Consider the following 19489-nt stretch of genomic DNA (forward strand, 5'->3'; position numbering starts at 1 on the left):
ATATCCTGAAGCCTGAAACACTACCGCACGTGTTTTAATGGCAATGACAGTCGATGCGTTATATACTGATTTCCGGATGTTTTGCAACGGCCTCGTGTAATCCGTCAAATTAAAGAGAGGAATTTGTAATGGTAATCTGATGACTGTGATATGATGAAACAGTATAATAATGATGTAGATCAGGTGTTATCTCTGATGCCTTAAGATAAAGCTCACATATATCAAAAGATTGAAAGAGCGGATGTGATTACTGCAAGCGGCAGGTGACGTATACGATACGATTATGCCGGAGATACAGGCAGTGCAGGATAAACGTTGCTGCACGGCATTCAGCCTGTGCTGATATTGATGCACAAATTCAGGATATAGTAGATGAACCGTATTCCAAAGAAAAACGAAAACGCCCTTAAACAGATGATATGGATTCCGCTGGTCCGGGTATGGATGTTCGGAGCGGCCGTGTTAAGTTATCTCCGTGATAACAGTTTCGTGCGTATAAGCATGTCAACGATATTTTTCGTTATTTCCTTCATGATTTCTGCTACCGGCTACAGATTCGGCAAAGTTTACCTCTTTCTGCTGATCTTTTCCATCCCGGCCGCCGTGGTACTTACCATGATAAGCATGTTATGCCGTTTCGGCGTTGAAGGAACCAGAGCGGAGATAAAATCAATCTATGATGATTTCCACAGCAGAATGTGGAATTACGAAAACATAAGCGGTTCCGAAGGAAACAGGTATCAGCATCTGGTTATTGAAAACGAGCCCGACAACATCGCCTACAGAATTGCGGGGTATCTGGCATCTCTCGGAGGAGGCATTGATACCGACTGCATAAATTCCCTGAATTCAATTATCAGCAGTGATAATCCGAACAAGCAGGCTCTGTACAGAAAGTGCTTCTACGAGGGAGTGAGCAGCAGATATAATTTTGAGAATGACATTTCCATGTTCAAGATGAAGGCGGCAGACATGTACGACGAGAAGATTAAGCTTCTTGACATGCTGGTGGCTCTGAGTTACGTGGACGGAAATATCAGCGTTGAAAAATTCAAATTCATCCGTGAGGTAAGCAGCAAGATTGAGATTAACAACAAGGTTCTCAACCGTATTCTCAGCACCAGAACCAACGGACAGTACGGCGTTCACTATGATATGGACGAGATGACCAGAGAGGAACAGGAAAGATTTGAGTACGATGTCAGGTACGGTACCGTGGAAATTTTTGCCCTGACTCTGATGGGATATGTGGCATCCGCCGATCACGAGGTTTCTTTAGACGAACATGAATGCTTCATTGGGATGATGGAAAAGATGGAGGCCCGCTACGAAGAGGAATACACCAAACGTTTTTACAGAGGAACTTCCAGAAAGTACAATCCTCGTCAGGACATTTCCCTTTTCCGGCAGAAATACGGCGACGATCTGATGAAATACAGGGAACTGCTTACTCTGGTTATAAAAATGGCTTATGCCGACGGAGACGTCAGTGAGGCGGAATATGCCAGAATCTTAGCCATTGCCTCTCTTCTCGATATTCAGGAGCAGGCTGTACAGGCCATTCTTTTTGAGGTTTCCGGAGGTAAGTTCGGCAAAAAGGCTCCTCCTGTTGAAAGCGCGAAACTGAAAAGTTCCGAATTCTACAGAGATAATACCTTAAGGAGCTGATATCGAGCCGGAATTTATCGGAGACAGGAAACGGATGCTGAGTCTGTTTCCTGTTTTTTTATGTGATGAAGGAATTCTGTCAGAGAATTCATCAGGTAATTCCGATGAATAACGATGAATAAAACGGCAGATGTTTCAGAGAATTGAATATTATGTTAAAAACGGGTTAAATTTATGTATGCACAATGATTAATTTATAGTGACGGACGTATCAAAAATTGATTATTTGATAATTATCGGTAAAATAAAAACATAGCTTCATAAAAAGAAAATAACAGAAAATAAAACAGCATGTGAGATGGACTGAATGAATTTAGGCTGAACATTTTATCTATATCTGACAGGGCGCTTTAAATGACTGATATGCATCATGACAAATCGGAAACCGCGGAGAATTCAGGCGGTTCCTCTGCTTATGATGACGGAACTATTCATAAAACGGCAGGGACTCTCTTTACCGCCAGTCTGTTTTACAATCTCTATCTGCTTTTTGTACCTTTATTCATCTGTATTCTGTTCTGCATTCCCTTTGCGGTGGTCTGGTATTCGGGAATCATTGATGACACCCTATATTTTGCGCACAAGGAAGGTTTCGGCCTGCCGATTCTCATATGGATTATCATAGTCATGGTGATTGCACTGTATTTCGCGATGATCCTTCACAGACGCAACAACCTTTATATCATTATTGAACTTCTTAATATGGGCAGAGCTCTGCTGGGTATTCCCGTTCTCTGCGTGAAGTACGTGAGAGCCTGTTTAAGTGACGTCCGCTGCAGAGAGTTCGTGGCTGACGGAATGCCTTCCGGAATCGACAGAAATCAGATTACGGTGATTAATCTCGTCAGGGCCATGATTGAGAACAGCGCCCTGCAGAAATCAGAACAGCAGGTATTCAGTCTTTATGCCGATTTTCCTCAGAATTCAGAAAACGATCTGAACGAAACGGTTGCCCGCATCTGCGGATATGCCACTGAAATCAACGGCGGCAGTCCGAAGAGCAAGAAGGTTTTCTGTCAGTGCATCCGCCTGCTTGATTCCGCCCAGAGAAAGAAGCTTGTGAACTGCTTTAATGCCGGAACGGGTGAAATGACGGAACAGGAAGATTATCTGCAGCGTCTTGAAGAACTTGCTCCTGCAGAAATATTCAGACGCAAGGATTATTTAAACTGGCTGATTAAGATTGTTTATGCGGGGGGAGCCGTTAACGACAGAACACTCGAATTTATAGGCAGATTCGGCGAGGCCCTCCGTCTGAATGAAAAGGAAATCAATCTTTCCCTGAAATACCATACCGGGGGAAAATACAGAATCATCCTTCGAAAGAAGCCTGTAAAATCTTCAGCCGGTAATCTGTCCGAAAAGAGTGAAAGACAGTCCGGAGTGTTTGGAGAAATGAATTCCGAGACCGTGCAGAAATACCGCAATGCTGAAGCTGACCGTCTGCTGATGACTCTTTTAGGCTATATTCTTGCAAGTTTCGGCGAGATTGATGAGGAAAGACACGAGCTTCTGCTCAGAATGATGGATTCTGTCGGCATGCCTGAAGATGAAGAAGGAATCAGAGCATTCAGGGCCGGAGCTTCAGTCAAATACGCTCCGTATGATGACATCGCGGGATTCAGGGAAAAATACCAGCAGGAGGATCCTGATGAAATCAAGCTTCTGTTGCTTAAGCTTCTGCGCATGATTTATGTCGACGGAGAGATTTCCGAAAGGGAACAGCTCATATTTGCCCAGATAGGTCTTGGCTTCGGTTTCCATGAGAACCAGACCTCGGAAATGATTGCAAGGGAAAAGAAGAGACAGGATGCCATTGCGGCGCAGTTACGGCAGAATGATTAGAGAGATGAAAGGCTTCCGGCGGAAGCCTTTTCTGTTCTTTACCGGATTCATCGTAAGAAAGCAAAAAAACATTATTGTCCGGAGTACGGAACAATAATGTTTTGACCGAATCTGTTTTATATAAACAGAATGCTAGTTGGAGTAACCGCCGAGAAGCATGTAAATGTTCTGGTTGAGAGTGTTCACGTCAATTGCGCATTTGCTCTTGAAGTTAACGGTAAAGCTGCTTCTTGCTGATACCACTTCCGTAAAGAATTCAGATATGTTGAGTCTGAAGTCATAACGGTAGTTTGACAGACCAAGCATCTTTCTCATGGTTTTGCCGTCAAAATCCCAGTTTGCATATACAGGCTTGAGCAGGGCTCTGGTTCCGTTAGGAGAGGTAACTTCTATCTGCAGAAGATTGTTTGCATAGGCAATGCCCTGAGTGTTTCCCTGATATGCCGCTCTGCAGTAGCTGTTTGATGTATCGCTGGCATAGGTGAAGGATGACAGATTCAGAGAGGTGTTTTCGATATCAATGTATGAATTTCTGTCATTGGCGTTATCGGTATTCACAAATCCGGTGAATACGCAGGTAACGTTTTTGCCGCCGTCTGATGAAGAGCATGGATTTGAACCGGAACTCATATAGTCTTCAGGAAGCACGGCTCTCTTCAGACATGAATCATCCTGATCACAAGCCAGAGCCTTCTGTACCGCTTTATAAGCGTCAACCACACCGAAACCGTAGTAGTTTGAGAATCTTAAGCCTGCGGCATTTGAGTGCCAGCCGTTGTCAAAGGTTATCTGCTGACCGTATTCACTTACGCTGCCCTTAACCGGAGAATACTTCAGGGTACTCCAGCCGGATGTGGTGTCGTTGCTGGCGGTGGTGGCCAGAATATATCTCAGCTGTGGAACGGAGATGTCCGGCTTGGCCTGAATAACCAGAGAGGATACGCCGGTAACGGATGGAGTGGCTGAAGAGGTACCGTTCATCACGTGAGTGTAGTTCTTTCTGGCGTTGTAGGTGCTGCCGGCGGTCCTCCACGGAGTCCTGCTTTCGAATCCTTCGTCGTAGTCTGAAGGATCGTAGCTGTACTTGGTGGTTACGATTGCCGCTGAGGAATCACTTGTACCTGTATAACCGAATTCACCGCCGGTGCCTGAAACCCACAGGTGTGCACCAATGGTTGAATATGAGGATTTTTTACCAAGGGAGTTTATGGCGCCTACGTTGATGAGATATCTGCCGCGGTTGAATGAAGATGTCTGGTTAAGCTGACAGCTGATTCCCAGATTCACGCACTTCTGCGGGTAATAGGAGCTGTTACTGAAAGTTACGCGGCCGAATTCATTCCCTGCAGCCTTGATGAGAGGAATGCCGTTTTCGAACATACTCTGGTAGTACATTTCCAGAGTCGGTTCGTAGGCGTAACTGTTGTCAAGACCGAGACTTGCATTGGCGATATCCAGGTCGTTCTTTCTGGCAAGGTAGGCAACATTGGTTCTGTTTGCTTCGTAGGAGGCAAGTTTCGAGTTATATGCGATACCTCTTACGCCTTTGCCGTTTGCTGCTTCAGCACCGATAATACCTGAAACCATGGTTCCGTGCAGAATGCCGCTGTCCTGTCTGACCTCACTGAGGGACAGAGTGCCGTTAATGAATGATGCTTTTGAGGACGGGGCGTATTTCCTGGAGGCGAGATCCTCATGGTTGAAATCAACAGTGGTATCCCAGACAGCGACTTTTACGTTCCTGCCGGAAATCAGCTCGCTGCTGCTGTCAGTAAGATGCCAGGCGGGGATAACATTGAGATCTATACCGGCAACCGGGGCGCGTCTGACGCTGAACGGATTCTGTCCGATGTTTTTGATGTGCCACTGATCGGTAAACAGCGTGTCTCCTGCCGCAGTGTTTGCACCCACGCTCATACGGTATTTCTGAGTCTTTCCCGCTGAAGTCGTCAGAGAGATGCTTTCGGTGAAGTAATAATAGTTATCGGTGGTACCGAGTACGCTTTCCGGTACGTAATAGTAGATCTGGCCGGACGGTGCGGTCCTGCCGGTCTGCGGATGAATTCTGCTGAACCGACCGTACTGGGCGGTGATGCTGAAATTATCGGAGGCGACATTTGAGCCGTTAGACGATGTTACCGTGTATTTCAGAATGTACGGTTTTCCGGTGAACATGTCTCCGTATTCAAGAAGGGACAGCGTGAAACTGTCTGATGCCGCAGCCTTTGTGTCGGAAACCGCATCGTTCTTTCCGAGTTCCAGTTCAATCTCATCATTCTGATTTTCTGATGAACCGGTATCGTCTCCGGCTGAGCCGTCATTTGCTGATGAATCACCGGCCTGGGTATCGCTGACTGGTGAACCTGAATCAGAGCCGGAACTGCCGCCGCAGGCTGTCAGTGTCGCCAGGGAACTTATGAGCAGTGCATTGAAAAAAGTTAAATAGAGTTTCGGTTTAATATTTTTCATTTGTTTACATGAATCCTGTTCTGTTATTCCGGAATTTATCAGCACAAAAGGTCTTCCGTTGAAATAATTCAGCAGAAAAGGCCGTCTGGTAAAGCCCGGATATTAAATAATTGAAGTTAAGGATGATTCCGGAATGAGCCTGACTATTTCAATGAAGGTTCAAGACCGTAATCATAGGAAGGTGAAACACTGCGGACACCTGCAGTATTACCCAGTTCTTCCCTGAGAGCAGACCACTGTTCGTAATCTCTTACGGTAATCTCGTAGATACTGCTGCTGATTTGTGAAACTTCAAGACCTGCAGGAATGCAGTAAACATCTTTGTTGCACTGAACGAGAAGTTTATTGGTGATGATGTAGTTATGATCATTCTCATCTTTTACGAAAGCCAGGTGTTCCGGATTCTTTTCTCCGTAAACAACCTTTTTGTCGCCGAGTGAGGCTATTTCATTTTCTGCTCTGACAATAAGTAATGATTGATCTGTTTTATCGCCGCTGGAGGCTAAATTATCTTCGACTTTGAAGTTATCAGTAATAATGGTGAGTCCGTTACTTTCAAACTCATCAGCATATGCACCTGCACAGGCAAGTACTGATGCCACTGATAAAGCTGAGATTAATTTATTTTTCATTTTTCATAATTCTCTTAATATTTATTGTAAATGAATATGTTCAATATATTGACGCAGGCATGAAAATGCATGCGTCCCTGAATGAAATATTCAACTTAGTTATCAGTAATGTTGATGATTACAGACAACGTGACCGAGTTTAAAATAAGTTGACCGTTATTGATACAGATTGAGATGTGTCTTCCGCTGTTTTTTAGAACTGTATCAAAAAAATGATTAAATCTTCATCAGGAATAACTGAAAAATTGTCTAAAAACACAACATTTTTATGATGTTTATATCTGAAATTATTAAAAATGCGAACAATTATAATAATTTTTTAATGGATAAATGACTGCGGGACTTTTATTATCAAAGCCTGGAGAGACAGGTTGGCATTCCATGAATGGAAGGTCTGTGCGGAGCGTATTTTCCGGAAAAGGAGATACCGGATAACAGCGGCAAAAAACTAAAACTCAGCCACAAGCTAAAAAACTGAGTTTTAGAAAAAAGTGCTAATTTAGAAATAATAAAGTTTTAAGGTAAGATGTTTTCTGGGAAAACCCCCTTATTCAACGGTTAACGTTAAATGTTATGGGCACCCGTACCGTTCGGAGAGTGCTTTGGCAGCGGAATCTCCGGTCTTCTGAGTTTGTTATTTTCCGGGAGTATCATCTTAATAATCCTCTGCGGCTGTGCGGCAGGCGTAAATCCTTTTACTGCCGTACGGCACAGCCTGATGTTAATGAAAACCTGCATACCTCTCCGCCTGATTAACGGACCTTGAGGATGTCCGGAAATGAGGCAGAGACTCTTTAACGAATAGATTCCACGGTCTTCGCATAAATGGTTTGAGGACTTTTAACGGCGTTCCGGATTGTCATCTCACGGAGAACACATCCCATGAAGGAAATATTAAAAAGCTGGCAATGTGCCCGTGTGCCGTCTGGGTTATGCGAGGTCCGGTTGTCTACAGCGGTAAATAAGTAGGCAGGACCTGAAGTTACCGATTTCCCGCATTGACTCAAAAACCGTAACCGGCATCCTTTCCGGTTCCCCGTCTTCAGTTATTCAGTGCGGTTAACAACATCGGCGTGCTGATGGTTAACTGATTGAACTGGTCATAAGTTTTATCCTCTGTGTTATGTTGATGATTGCAGACCGTTTTTCTGTTTGATCAATTGTTTTTTTATTATGCTCCCCGGGGGGAGTTATCCTTTTATGTCAATATGGTGTCTGCAACAGCCTAAATGTGTTTTCGATTAGAGAACTGTCTGTTCCTTATCGCTTAACCTCTGCAGTTACTTAACGTAGCTGAAGTGGTATTCACGGGTTACCGGAGCCAGAGCTCTGAAATCTGATTTCCTGATGAAATACTTCATTGTTTACGTCCTTGTAAAATACTAATTGCTTAAAAATCTGTTTTGAGTAGTTTAAATTTTTGAGCCAACCAATTGAATGAATTTTATGTGTGTGTGGATTATTAAAATTCAGTCATCAGTTAATTAAAGTTGATGAATTAGTAGTTCTGCTTAACGTAACTGAAGTTATATTCACGGGTTACTGGAGCTAAAGTAGCGTTACTTGCTTTCTTTATAAAATATCTCATTTTTATTTTTTCCTTAAAATGTTAATGATTATTTATTCTTGTTTGAATGTGAACTGTATATTTCCCTGTTCACGGAGCTCATGATAGTTACCGATGATATTTTATACAAGATTTTTTTGAAAAAATCCTAAAAAAATTACATGAAAATATTTTCATGTGTATGAAAACGTTGTCAGGTTACTGCTTGAACTGTGAAATAGTATACAGAAATACTGATTATGTTTAATTGTAAAAAATAATATTTGATTTACATCAAATTAACATGTAATTAAATTACATAAAAACACAAGATAATGTGATATAAATCACTATATATACATACAAAAAAATAAGGGATGAATGTATTTTTGCGGCTGAAAAAAGCGGTGCGAATGAAAAAGATGGAAATCATGCTCTGAAACGGGCTTGCCTGATGGATAAAATATGTCGGAAACAGGCTCTGTATTCATGGAAAAAGGCGGACGGACCGCCTCTGTTACATTACTGTTCAGCCGACTGAGTGCTGAGCAGTTCCCTGGCGTTGGCGAGAGCAGAATCAGAGATAGCCGAACCTCCGAGAAGACGGGCAATTTCCTGAACACGTCCTTCGTCGTCAAGTTCAGTTATGGAAGTAAAGGTCTCGTTATCGATATCCTTCTTGAGTACTTCGTACTGATTGTGCGCTGATGCCGCAACCTGCGGCAGGTGGGTAACCGTTATTACCTGTGATGTCTTTGCAAGCCGGCGCAGAAGCTTGCCGGTGGTGGCCGCGGTAAAACCGCTTATGCCGGTATCAATTTCATCAAAAATCAGAGTCGGAGCCGATATCTTGTTTGCGGTCAGAACCAGAATGGCCAGGGCAATACGGCTGATTTCACCGCCGGAGGCTGTTTTGGAGATTAGATCCGGAGTCATGCCGGCATTGGCATTGAATTTGAAGCATACACTGTCAATTCCGTTTGGATGAGGCTGTGTTTCGGAAAACTCAACTTCAAACATGGCGTTTGGCATGGACAGTTCATGAAGCATTTCAGTGATCTTTCTGCAGAATTCCACGGACATTTCCCTGCGTCTGTCACTCAGCTCATGAGCTTTTTCCATAAAAGCTTTCTTGGCGGCCACAACTTCCGCGGTTCTTGCCTGAATCTCATCCTTTATGGAGGTGAATCTGGTGGATTTGTCGTGAAGCTCCTCCAGAACCTTATACAGTTCATCCGGAGTCACGGAATATTTATGAGCCATGTCGGTGTAAAGAGTCATGCGTTCATTAATAAAGGAAAGTCTTTCAGGATCCGCTTCGAGAGTGGAACTGTACTGACTGATTTCTCCGGCGGCGTCTTCCAGCTGGATTCTGGCATTTTCAATATTCTGAAGCAGGGGACTCAGACTTCTGTCCATTTTTACCAGTCCGCTCATGCTGTTTACGAGAGTGTTCAGGGATGTCAGAATGCCGTTTTCATCATCTGTAAGCTGTCCGTGAATGTTCATGCTGTTCTGCAGAAGGGTATGGACATTGCTTAATCTGTCATATTCATTTGACAGTTCCGCAAATTCATTTTCTTTAGGAGCAAGTCTGCTGAGTTCAGCCGTCTGGTACATGGTAAGCTTGTATTCAGAAACCATGTCCTTCTGCAGTTCACCGAGACGGTTAACCTCGTCTCTCCCGTTTGAATAGGTGTAGTACAGGGACTCAACCTCACTCAGCAGATCTCCGAGCTCCGCAAAGGCGTCCAGATATTCTATCTGATGTTCGCTTTTGAGCAGCAGCTGTCCGTCGTGCTGACCATGAATGTTCAGGAGTCTGGCGGAAAGTTCCCTGAGAATATTGGTGTTCACGTGTATGTCGTTGACAAATGCTTTTGAGCGTCCGTCTCTGGTAATCGTTCTTCTGATGATGCACAGTTCGTTGTCTTCGGAAAGCAGTTCGTATTCCTTCAGCAGTCCCAGGGCTCTAGGAGAATCTGAAAGGTCGAAGGTGGCGCAGATGGTGGTGGCATTGGCACCGTTGCGTACTGATTTGCTGTCGGCCCTGCCTCCCATGACCAGTTCAAGCGCGTCAACCGAAATGGATTTACCGGCACCGGTCTCACCTGTAATGGCACTCATTCCCCTGTGAAGGTCCAGAGTGGCTTTCTTGACTACGGCATAGTTTTCTATTGAGAGAGACTCAAGCATTTAATCACCCAAATTCATTAGTTCAGACATATATACTGATTATCCGGCGTTTGTTTTTTTCGCCGCTGTTTAAGGAGAATTATACAATTAATTTTCCGAATATCATCAGACAAGGTAAAAATAATTACTATATGTGTTATTTTGGTTCAGTGAATCCGGTTACGGACGGCACTGCAGGTTACGCGGCTTTCGTCATGACATGATTTATCTCAGGCTTTACGCATTATTCGTGAAGATGTTCGGTTATATATATAGGTATAAGGAACATGTCGCGAGCGGGAGTGAAAAACATTGAAATGAATGACGGACGGCCGTCAGTCTTTCAGAACGTTAGTCCACGAGTTTTGAACCGAAGCCGAGCTTTGATCTGAGTACCTTGAAATAGTCATAGGTATGAGGATGACATATTTTAATTGGTACTTCATTCTTTTCGATGCAGATTTCACAGCGGTCATCCGCAGTCATGATAATCTGACCGTCGCAGCTTACCGTGATTTCCTCGGGAGTGATTCTGCTTCTGAAGCAGATTTTTATGCTGCTGTCACCGCTAAGAATGCATGGTCTGAGATTCATGGAATGAGGAAACATCGGTACCAGGGAAAGAACATTGAGAGACGGTTCGATAATCGGACCGCCTGCGGAAAGGTTGTATGCCGTTGAACCGGTAGGGGTACTTACGATAAGTCCGTCGGCTTTCTGGGAATACATGAACTTGTTGTTAACGAAGATTGAGAAATCAATCATGTGAGCCGTCTTAACACCGTGGATTACAGCTTCGTTAAGAGCCAGTGCGTGCTGACACTTGGGGCCTTTGATGGTGGTTGAGAGCAGAAAACGTTCTTCAAGTACGTATTCTCCCTTGAGAATGCTGTAAAGAGCCTTTCGTATGTCTTTTGGGGCAAGATCGGTCAGAAAGCCCAGATGTCCGCGGTTGATACCAAGAACCGGTACGCCAACCATGGCTATTTTTCTGCCGGCGCTGATCATGGAGCCGTCACCGCCGACTATGATCATCAGATCCGCCTGATCCTTCATGTCTGCGAATTTAAGGGTAGGCATGCTCAGTCTGAGCTTGTCATTGGTAGACTGTTCAATAATGACGTTTATTTTCTGCTCAACAAGAAAGTTTACGAGATCTATCAGGGTAAAAACTACAGATTCATCATTGATGCGACTGTAAATAATCACTGATTTGATTTCTTTTGACATGACGAAAATCTCTCGTGTTATGCTGGTATCGGTGTTGCTGAGAAAAAACAGCCGGACGGCAGAGTCATCCATATATAAGGAAACAGACGTCTGCCAATCCTTATGTAGTTTAACACAAAATCACGGAACCTTGTTTAATTTTACCGGCCGGATGCACTCCTTCAGAGAGTTATGGCCTGTTATGTCTGAAGATTGTATAAATTGCGGCCTGATAAAAACTGAATTTAACAGAAAAACAAAAAAAATTTTATAATTTTATAAAATGTTAAAAAAATGTATAATGTTTTACATTAAAACTGCCGTGAATTGAATATTGTGTCTCATTTACCTAAATATTCAGGGTAATACGGTTGAAAAACTGATGTTTTTATCAGCCATCATTCAGCAGAAAATAATTCAGCTGGTGAAGAGGTTCAAATCATTCACGGAGAATACGTTTTAGCAGTGCAGAAATATGAAAAACAGGTTGCTTTTTGTCCACGGAATCCGCATTTTAAGAAATTTGTGAGCCAACAATGTCGATGAGGTAGCAAAATGCCATATTCATTCTTTTATGTTTTGTACAGTTACATTAATATGTTTTTCATGTAAAACTGCTGATTTTTGCAAAATACTGATTTTTCTGTTTCAGAATGGATATGCGTATCCTGACGTCATCCGGATAAAGAAGGAACAGGTGCAAAAATAGAATAATAAGATAGTTACGATAAAATATTTAACGATTTAGGATTGGGATCGTAGAAATGAAAGTTAAATCTCTTGCTTCTTTAATACTTTTGTCTTCGCTTGTACTTACAGGATGTTTTTCAAAGACCTATGAAGAAGGTGTAAAGGCATTGAAGGAAGGCAGGCCTGAGGAGGCAAAGGAAATCTGGGTTAAGCTGGTTGAATCAAAGCAGGATGATGATGCGATGTTTGCATTATACAAGCTTGGTGACACCAATCCGGAAATCATGTCTCTTGATGAATCTCTCGGTTATCTGCACATGGCGGCGGATGCTGAAAGAACCGATGCTGAATATGAATGGGGTCTGTTCCTGATTAATCAGGGAAAATTCGATGAAGGCTACAGATATTTTGACAAGGCTGCCGTATGGAAGGAGGAAAGAGCCCTCCGCTACCTTGATAAATACCATGAAGTCAGAGAATTCCAGATCGGTGCCGAAAAGGAAGATCCTAAGAGCATGTATGAATATTCCAAGTGGCTGCTGAATCAGAAGGATCCTTCTCAGCAGCAGGAAGGATACAATCTTGCAAGAAAGGTTGCCTTCACTGATTATGCTCCGGGGCAGGCGCTTTACGGTACTCTCCTTTATGAAAAGGGTGATTATCAGAATGCTCTTTCCTGGTTTGAAAAGGGGATGCTTCAGGGCAATCCTGAGTGTGAATACTATATCGGTATGATGCGAATTCAGGGCAACGGTATCTTAAGAAATCCTGCCCAGGGTGTTGAAAATCTGAAGAAGGCTGCAGACAATGACAATCATCTGGCTCAGTTTGAGCTCGGTAAGATCTATCTCTACGGCGAACCTTCCGCAGGTATAGAAAAGAATTTCAATCTCGCATTCCATTACATCAGCAAGGCTGCAGGAGCCAATATGCTGGAAGCTCAGTATATTCAGGCTACCATGTATGATCAGGGTCTCGGTGTACCGAAGGATAACGTAAAGGCGATTACCCTGTACAAGCTTGCCGCTGAACATGATCATATCAAGGCTCAGTCAAAGCTCGGTGAAATCTATGTTAAGACCGGCAATTCCCCTGATGTAAGGGAAGAAGGTATCGAATGGCTCAAGAAGGCCATCGAGGAACATGACAGTGCCGATGCAAAGAATTCTCTGGCATACGCCTATGAAAACGGACTCGGTGTCAAGCAGGATTACGGTAAGGCTTACCAGTGGTACAAGGAAGCCGCTGATGTAGATGTAGCCGCGGCTCAGTTCAATATCGGTGTTATGGTGGCAAACGGCCGCGGTGAAACCAAGGATATGAGCAAGGCTTTCTACTGGGTTGAACAGGCTGCCTACAATGATTATCCACTGGCAGTAGTTGCAATCTCCGTAATGTACTCAAAGGGTATTGGTGTTGACAAGGACAACAGTAAGGCAACTTTCTGGAAGAGCAAGGCCGACAGTCTTGGTATCACCGACTTCAATGAAAAGAAGGCTAAGGTGAGCGAGCTGCTTAATCTTAAGTAAAAGTCATTATATGAAAAAACATAGGGAGCCGGAGGCTCCCTTATTTTTTTGTTGAATCGGTACATAGTACCTGTGAAAGGTTGTTTAATGGATGCCGCGGTTTAATCTGATTAAACTGAAATCTGTTTCAGTTTTTCAATAAGGCTCAGGTCTGCGGGGAGCCAGTTTACAGAATCCAGTTCATCCGGAGACAGCCATCTGGCATCGCTGTGTTCAAGCAGGGAGAGATGTTTTCCGGCCAGAGAGCAGATATACGTCTTCATTGAAAGATGAAATGCCGGATAGTCGTATTCCACGGTATCAAGCAGGTTATGAATATTGATTTCCGCTTCCAGTTCTTCCCTGATCTCACGTTTGAGGGCATCTTCAGGAAGTTCTCCTGATTCTATTTTTCCGCCGGGGAACTCCCAGCCATCCTTGAATTCGCCGTAACTTCTTTGTGTTGCAAAAATTCTGTGATCCTTTATGATAACAGCAGCCACTACATTAATGGTTTTCATTGATATTCCCGGTTGTGTTTATCGGTTCCGGAGATTACGGAGAGATTCCGCGGTTCCGGAAATTCTGCGGAATGACTGAAAGTGTCGCAGTATTCATTTACTGTTGCCGGACATCGTATCTGAAGAGTGCCGACATTTATCCGCGACGTTATTATATATAATTATGCAGGATGTTTTCAGAAAAATCGGTAAAGAGGTTATAATCTTCCGGAAAAAGAATACGGTGTACCGGAATAATTCCGCATATATCATTATTATTTACGGCATGAACGGTTTTGTTTCCCCTGGACAGAATTAGGACGGAAAGAGAAATGGGTGAAGTTTTACAGCTTATGGTAAAGGATCTTACTGAAGAAGGTGAAGGTATTGCCTATTCTCCGTCAGGTCTGAAAGTATTTATCAGGGGAGCCTACCCGAACGAAGTCGTGAAGGCTGAACTTTACGACGTTAAGGAAAAATATGCTCAGGGCAGACTGCAGCAGGTTGTTGAACAGACCGTGCCGAGATGTACTCCGTTCTGTACAAATCAGTGCGGTTCATGTTCGTACACGAATATCGGGTATGAAAGCGAAATATCATTTAAGGAAAAAAAACTGCTGGATCTGTATGAAAATCTGCCGGGAAATCTTTTTGAGAAAAAAATGTATCAGGGATTCGTCGGAATGGATAATCCTTTCAGGTACAGAAACAAGGCGATTTATGCAGTCGAAAAAATTAATGATGAATATCAGGTAGGGCTCTACAGGCGCAATTCTCATGATATTATTTCCGTAAATGAATGTGCCGTGGAACCTGAATGGATAAATATTGCCAGAACCAGCCTCAGAAACACTCTTAATTCCGAATCTTTCAGAAGAGAGACAGGGGAAGAGAATGACAGAACACTTCGCTATGTGTTTTTCAGAGGTACGGATGACGGTGAAAAGCTGGCCGTGCTGGTGGTATACAGAAAATTCAGAGAAGTTGAAATACTGATGAATACACTGAATTCCATTGGAATCAGGAATGTTCTGGTATCCGTGAACGACAGTTCAGGTAACAGAATACTTGGCGATTCAATGGAAGTTCTGTCCGGTTCAGACTGCATAAGTGCCGAACTTCTGAATCTTAAGTTTGTGGTAAATCCTTATTCATTTCTGCAGATCAATATCGAACAGACTGAAAAACTCTATACTCTGGCCGTTGATCTGCTTGAACCTGAAACAGATGATGAAATCCTTGATCTGTACTGCGGTATAGGAACTATTTCTCTTTATCTTGCCGGAAAATGTCGCATGGTTTACGGCGTGGAATGTGTAAAGGAAGCCATCGACAATGCCAATAGTAATGCAAAAGCCAACGGTATCAGCAATGTAGATTTCAGAGTGGGGCTTGTAGAAAAGGTACTCCCTGAAATTATTTCAGAGGGACACAGACTGACAAAAGCCGTTCTGGATCCGGCAAGAAAAGGGTGTGCCCCGGGGGTTTTTAAAGCTCTTTCATCTGCAGGAATTGACAGAATCGCATATATTTCATGCAATCCTAAAACACAGTGCAGAGATATGGCGGAGGCTTCAGCCTGCGGTTATAAGATCGATAAACTTATAGCCGTGGATATGTTCCCGCATACATTGCACGTCGAGACGGTGGTGTTACTGTCAAGGGAAAAACAGAACGGCTGAAAAGCCCGTAAAATCAAGGGGTTGGCGAGTTTTGTGTTTTTGAACAAAAGAGGGTAAAAAGGCATTTTGGGCTGTATCTGAAAATACACTTTAGCCAAGAGATACAGAGGTTGTGGCTACGGTTTTATTATTGCGGTAGGGTTGTGGCTACGGTTTTACTTTTTTCGGAGTACAATGTGAAACTCTCCTGATAGGGAGAGCAAGTTGACTGCGAATGTCTCTGTCATCGGTACTTTAGATAACGAGGTATCGCATAGGTGTGTTAAGAACACGGAGTTCAAGTTTCCTAAGGAGCAAGTGTTGGATATTCGGTTAGAAAATATGAAATGGACAAGAGAGCCGAAGGAATACAAGATTGAATCCGACAGAATTGAAATCACGACAATTCCAAACACGGATTTATGGCAACAGACCTATTATCATTTTCGTAATGATAATGCACCTGTGCTTCAAGTAGAGACCGAGGAAAAGTTCTTTTCATTTATCGTAAAGACAGAATTTACAGGAAGTAAACATCGCTTTGATCAGTGCGGTATCGTGATGTACCTTGATTCTGAGAATTGGCTGAAAGGCTCCGTGGAATATGAAAATGAAAACTTTCAGCATCTCGGCTCCGTTGTCACTAATCACGGATATTCTGATTGGGCGACAACGACAATTTCTGCAGATGTGAAGACTATGTGGTACAGATTCAGCCGCAGGGAGGATGACTATTGCATCGAATGCTCTACAGATGGCAATAATTACTCACAAATGAGGATCTGCCACATGTGGAAAGGAGGAGGAAAGATCTCCTTTGGTATATATGCCTGCAGTCCGGAGAATTCCTGTTTCAAAGCAGTATTTACGAATATGCAGATAACAGAGTGTGCGTGGAAAGCTCACGATGGCCAACAGCCTGATTAAAAATAAGGCAGTGCCGTAGTTCCTTACTGCGACTAAGTTAATAAGGATCCTACGAGCCTATAAAATTAGAAGAAGTTAGGGACTCTTATTTTTGCAACAGAGACAGTACAATCTCATTCTTTTGATTGGCATTGACTAAAATGCTCGTTGATACCTGTTGGAGAATGTTCTGCCTTGTCATTTCAGCATTTTCTGTGAGACCCGCTTTATGGGTAAAACTGAAATTCTGATTCACCGGCTAGCTGGTGATGACACCGCAGATGTTTCTCAAACTTTCCTTGGAGACTAAGACAGGCGTTTTGGCTTTTCTATCCTGGTAACCTTGTGCATCTCTCCATGATTGCGTAATTTTGTCGAATGGGTGCGAAGCCACTTCCTCCTAAATTCATCTTCCTCCCTCTTTTTCTCCAATTCCCTAAATTCCTCCAGTTTTATACGCTTCCTGTTGTTTGTGCAGGGAATGCAACAGTCTTCACTGGTCGGATCAAACTTGTAGATTGAAATCTCTCCACAGATAGGACATTTGTAGAGAACAGGATTCTTGGAAACATCAATACGGTAGGTTTTGCCTTCCGGGGTAGTGAAATCAATGTAGAACATAGCGCGTAATCCTCTATTGTTTTGCTGTTAACATATACGCTCTATGTGGAAGGTATAGCAAGTTAATAAAACAGCGGTGCCGCAGTTCCAAACCGCAGCACCACTTTCGAGAATGAATTATATTCCGGAAGAACAACTTATACGGTCGTCATACTTACCCCGAATTGTTTAATCTTATTCTTGATGTAGCGCATCTGTCGTTCAGTCAAGCCTTCCATTATTGCGATGTCATCCAATGAGTATCCTTGGCGGGCGCACAGATCAAACACTCTGCCAGCTTTAGGATCCTTACTGTTAATCTCCTTAGAGATGACTTCTAGATCCATTCCAGTTTCAATGTCATCCATTTCAGAGATGCCACCAGTCAGTTCTTCCGGCTCGCCATAGTTGACTACGGTTAACTGCCTAGCTTCTGGTTTTACACCAAAAGGACAGGCTGAGCATTTGTTACAATCGGGACATCTGATTAAAATACCGTGTTTGTTAGGAACCTGGCAACGAGTGTTCCGATGCCATTCGTTAAGTTGCTTGATAAGGTGTGCATTAAGAGCAAATATGAACACCGTAAGGCGGATGACGGTAAGCCGCAAAACTTCCGCACCGCCGGGGTTAAAGATTTGAATTTCATCATAAAGGATAACAGCATGAAGACTGATAAGAACGAACCGAAAGTATGCCCGCTCTGCGGCAAAACCTACACCGAAGTTCCGGCTCTTTCCCGAAAGGATGACAATACTCCAATCTGCCCGGACTGCGGTACCAGAGAGTCACTTGAAGCCATCGGAATCTCTCCCGAAGAGCAGGAAAAAGTTCTCGAAATCATTCATGAAAAGCTCGGCAAAAAACCTTGTAAATAGTTGAAAATACTGGGTTTATTGACTTGCTATAGTGTACCTTCAGAGCGAATATGAACACAACAAAACGAACACGAAGGTACATTTTTCAAGGAGTTAAACATGAACGCTTTCGAGAACTTTTACAACCGCATCAGGGATGCAAAGAACGCCTACGACATAGCAAAGAACGAGGATGAGAAGAACGCTGCAAGATCCGCCTACAAGGCAGTATGGGATGAACTCAAGGAACTTGGCAACGCTGCCTGCCGCCTTTTTAACGAGTACGAAGTTTCACGGGACAGCGGCAACGATTACCTCGACATAAGCGAAGTGGTCTGGGACAACGAAGCGGCAAAGCTGATTGAAGCCATGAGGCAGAACGGAATCGAAAGGTTCACCTTTTCCTCCGGATGGAGTCACGCAGTGGAAACCGCATGGCTTTTCAAGGAGGCCGGATGCACCCTTGAGGGACTGGTTGAGATCAACAGCCATTTCACCAAGTGGGACAGCGATGAGCACGAGAAAGCCCACGGCTACCTTTTCAGAGTGTAGGATGACGGCAAATTGAGAGTTCAGGGAGGTCTGACGGCCTCCTTTTTTTTGTATTTGGTGTCGAGTGTGTTTCCTGAGGCTATTGATAATGCAGGGAAAAATGACCTGTTAAACGGTGTTTCCAACGTTGATTTCAGAGTGGGACTGGTTCAAGATGTTCTTTCTGAAATTCCGGCGGAATGACCCAGGGTAGGCAGAGCCGTGCTGACCACCAAGTGGAGTACTTGGAAGCATATCTTTGCATGTTTAGGGCATATTACCGCCACAACACCAAAAATACAAAGAAGATCAGCGCTGCAAACATCATGGCATAACAGGTGACCAATATGATGGAATAAAAAATGAGTATGTGAAAATCTTTCTGTAAATAGAAAAACATCCTGAGAATTTTTTAAAGCAGTGACCTTCCGGTTACTGCTTTGGTGTTATTAATATTACCTGTTTGTTTTTATAAGTCAAGATTTATGTTTTATAAATAAAATAGTCAATTATTTCTATTGAAATTTAACTATTTTTATTAAAAAACAAAATAATTCCTAGACGGAAGTTTCAGCTTCCGTCTTTTGTTCATACCGGAAATCAGTCTGGTAATCGGCCTTCATACATTATCTGAAATTCACCGTAGATTACTCCCCAGTTTCTTAGAGGCATGGTCCATTTTTTGGTTGCTT

15 protein-coding genes are annotated in these 19489 nt (G+C 43.3%); 7 read left to right on the plus strand and 8 right to left on the minus strand.

Annotated elements, in window-relative coordinates:
* The first annotated feature begins 372 nt into the window (after window positions 1-372).
* Both BMY80_RS02990 and BMY80_RS02995 read left to right on the plus strand, forming a co-directional pair.
* Entirely contained in the window at window positions 373-1668 is a 1296-nt protein-coding gene (locus BMY80_RS02990) for a TerB family tellurite resistance protein (RefSeq protein WP_093140775.1), read from the plus strand.
* A gap of 354 nt (window positions 1669-2022) precedes the next feature.
* Window positions 2023-3513: a hypothetical protein gene (locus BMY80_RS02995; protein ID WP_093140778.1), complete on the plus strand. Its 1491-nt coding sequence runs from the start codon at window positions 2023-2025 to the stop codon at window positions 3511-3513.
* Between the two features lie 132 nt (window positions 3514-3645).
* On the opposite strand, the gene BMY80_RS03000 is transcribed toward BMY80_RS02995, so the two are convergent.
* The 4 genes from BMY80_RS03000 to BMY80_RS03015 form a co-directional block, all read right to left on the minus strand.
* Window positions 3646-5982, minus strand: a complete 2337-nt coding sequence (locus BMY80_RS03000) for a S8 family serine peptidase (RefSeq protein WP_143066437.1) — start codon at window positions 5980-5982, stop codon at window positions 3646-3648.
* Window positions 5983-6125: 143 nt separating this feature from the next.
* Complete coding sequence (locus BMY80_RS03005) at window positions 6126-6614, minus strand: hypothetical protein (protein ID WP_093140783.1); 489 nt, start codon at window positions 6612-6614, stop codon at window positions 6126-6128.
* A gap of 2068 nt (window positions 6615-8682) precedes the next feature.
* A complete protein-coding gene (recN, locus tag BMY80_RS03010; protein ID WP_093140786.1) occupies window positions 8683-10356 on the minus strand; it encodes a DNA repair protein RecN in 1674 nt (557 codons plus the stop codon).
* A gap of 330 nt (window positions 10357-10686) precedes the next feature.
* The gene (locus BMY80_RS03015) at window positions 10687-11565 is read right to left on the minus strand and encodes an NAD(+) kinase (protein WP_031578013.1); all 879 of its coding nucleotides are present in this window, start codon (window positions 11563-11565) and stop codon (window positions 10687-10689) included.
* A gap of 743 nt (window positions 11566-12308) precedes the next feature.
* Between BMY80_RS03015 and BMY80_RS03020 the strand changes: the two genes are divergently transcribed.
* A complete protein-coding gene (locus BMY80_RS03020) occupies window positions 12309-13763 on the plus strand; it encodes an SEL1-like repeat protein (protein WP_093140791.1) in 1455 nt (484 codons plus the stop codon).
* 110 nt (window positions 13764-13873) lie between these two features.
* Here the strand turns inward: BMY80_RS03020 and BMY80_RS03025 are convergent, their stop codons facing one another.
* Complete coding sequence (locus BMY80_RS03025; protein ID WP_093140793.1) at window positions 13874-14263, minus strand: (deoxy)nucleoside triphosphate pyrophosphohydrolase; 390 nt, start codon at window positions 14261-14263, stop codon at window positions 13874-13876.
* A gap of 311 nt (window positions 14264-14574) precedes the next feature.
* On the opposite strand from BMY80_RS03025, the gene rlmD reads away from it, so the two are divergent.
* Entirely contained in the window at window positions 14575-15924 is a 1350-nt protein-coding gene (gene rlmD, locus BMY80_RS03030) for a 23S rRNA (uracil(1939)-C(5))-methyltransferase RlmD (RefSeq protein WP_093140795.1), read from the plus strand.
* Between the two features lie 321 nt (window positions 15925-16245).
* Window positions 16246-16830, plus strand: coding sequence for a DUF1349 domain-containing protein (locus BMY80_RS03035; RefSeq protein WP_157617815.1), 585 nt, complete (start codon window positions 16246-16248; stop codon window positions 16828-16830).
* A gap of 85 nt (window positions 16831-16915) precedes the next feature.
* Here the strand turns inward: BMY80_RS03035 and BMY80_RS12675 are convergent, their stop codons facing one another.
* The 3 genes from BMY80_RS12675 to BMY80_RS03045 form a co-directional block, all read right to left on the minus strand.
* On the minus strand, window positions 16916-17065 hold the full coding sequence (locus tag BMY80_RS12675; RefSeq protein WP_281242264.1) for a flagellin: 150 nt from the start codon (window positions 17063-17065) through the stop codon (window positions 16916-16918).
* A 50-nt stretch (window positions 17066-17115) separates the two neighbouring features.
* A complete protein-coding gene (locus BMY80_RS03040; RefSeq protein WP_093140797.1) occupies window positions 17116-17430 on the minus strand; it encodes a hypothetical protein in 315 nt (104 codons plus the stop codon).
* A gap of 137 nt (window positions 17431-17567) precedes the next feature.
* Window positions 17568-17756, minus strand: a complete 189-nt coding sequence (locus BMY80_RS03045; protein WP_143066439.1) for a hypothetical protein — start codon at window positions 17754-17756, stop codon at window positions 17568-17570.
* A 183-nt stretch (window positions 17757-17939) separates the two neighbouring features.
* Here BMY80_RS03045 and BMY80_RS12535 point away from each other — a divergent pair, with 183 nt between their 5' ends.
* Both BMY80_RS12535 and BMY80_RS03055 read left to right on the plus strand, forming a co-directional pair.
* The gene (locus BMY80_RS12535) at window positions 17940-18287 is read left to right on the plus strand and encodes a hypothetical protein (RefSeq protein WP_245730027.1); all 348 of its coding nucleotides are present in this window, start codon (window positions 17940-17942) and stop codon (window positions 18285-18287) included.
* A gap of 99 nt (window positions 18288-18386) precedes the next feature.
* Window positions 18387-18818, plus strand: a complete 432-nt coding sequence (locus BMY80_RS03055; RefSeq protein ID WP_093140803.1) for a DUF7698 family protein — start codon at window positions 18387-18389, stop codon at window positions 18816-18818.
* The last annotated feature ends 671 nt before the right edge of the window (window positions 18819-19489 follow it).

The organism is Ruminobacter amylophilus (genome assembly GCF_900115655.1).
Taxonomy (GTDB): Bacteria; Pseudomonadota; Gammaproteobacteria; order Enterobacterales; family Succinivibrionaceae; genus Ruminobacter; species Ruminobacter amylophilus.

Coding starts and splice junctions, on each gene's coding strand:
- BMY80_RS02990 (WP_093140775.1), top strand. CDS start 373: ATGAACCGTATTCCAAAGAAAAACGAAAACGCCCTTAAACAGATGATA.
- BMY80_RS02995 (WP_093140778.1), top strand. CDS start 2,023: ATGACTGATATGCATCATGACAAATCGGAAACCGCGGAGAATTCAGGC.
- BMY80_RS03000 (WP_143066437.1), bottom strand. CDS start 5,982: ATGAAAAATATTAAACCGAAACTCTATTTAACTTTTTTCAATGCACTG.
- BMY80_RS03005 (WP_093140783.1), bottom strand. CDS start 6,614: ATGAAAAATAAATTAATCTCAGCTTTATCAGTGGCATCAGTACTTGCC.
- recN (WP_093140786.1), bottom strand. CDS start 10,356: ATGCTTGAGTCTCTCTCAATAGAAAACTATGCCGTAGTCAAGAAAGCC.
- BMY80_RS03015 (WP_031578013.1), bottom strand. CDS start 11,565: ATGTCAAAAGAAATCAAATCAGTGATTATTTACAGTCGCATCAATGAT.
- BMY80_RS03020 (WP_093140791.1), top strand. CDS start 12,309: ATGAAAGTTAAATCTCTTGCTTCTTTAATACTTTTGTCTTCGCTTGTA.
- BMY80_RS03025 (WP_093140793.1), bottom strand. CDS start 14,263: ATGAAAACCATTAATGTAGTGGCTGCTGTTATCATAAAGGATCACAGA.
- rlmD (WP_093140795.1), top strand. CDS start 14,575: ATGGGTGAAGTTTTACAGCTTATGGTAAAGGATCTTACTGAAGAAGGT.
- BMY80_RS03035 (WP_157617815.1), top strand. CDS start 16,246: ATGAAATGGACAAGAGAGCCGAAGGAATACAAGATTGAATCCGACAGA.
- BMY80_RS03040 (WP_093140797.1), bottom strand. CDS start 17,430: ATGTTCTACATTGATTTCACTACCCCGGAAGGCAAAACCTACCGTATT.
- BMY80_RS03045 (WP_143066439.1), bottom strand. CDS start 17,756: ATGGATCTAGAAGTCATCTCTAAGGAGATTAACAGTAAGGATCCTAAA.
- BMY80_RS12535 (WP_245730027.1), top strand. CDS start 17,940: ATGCCATTCGTTAAGTTGCTTGATAAGGTGTGCATTAAGAGCAAATAT.
- BMY80_RS03055 (WP_093140803.1), top strand. CDS start 18,387: ATGAACGCTTTCGAGAACTTTTACAACCGCATCAGGGATGCAAAGAAC.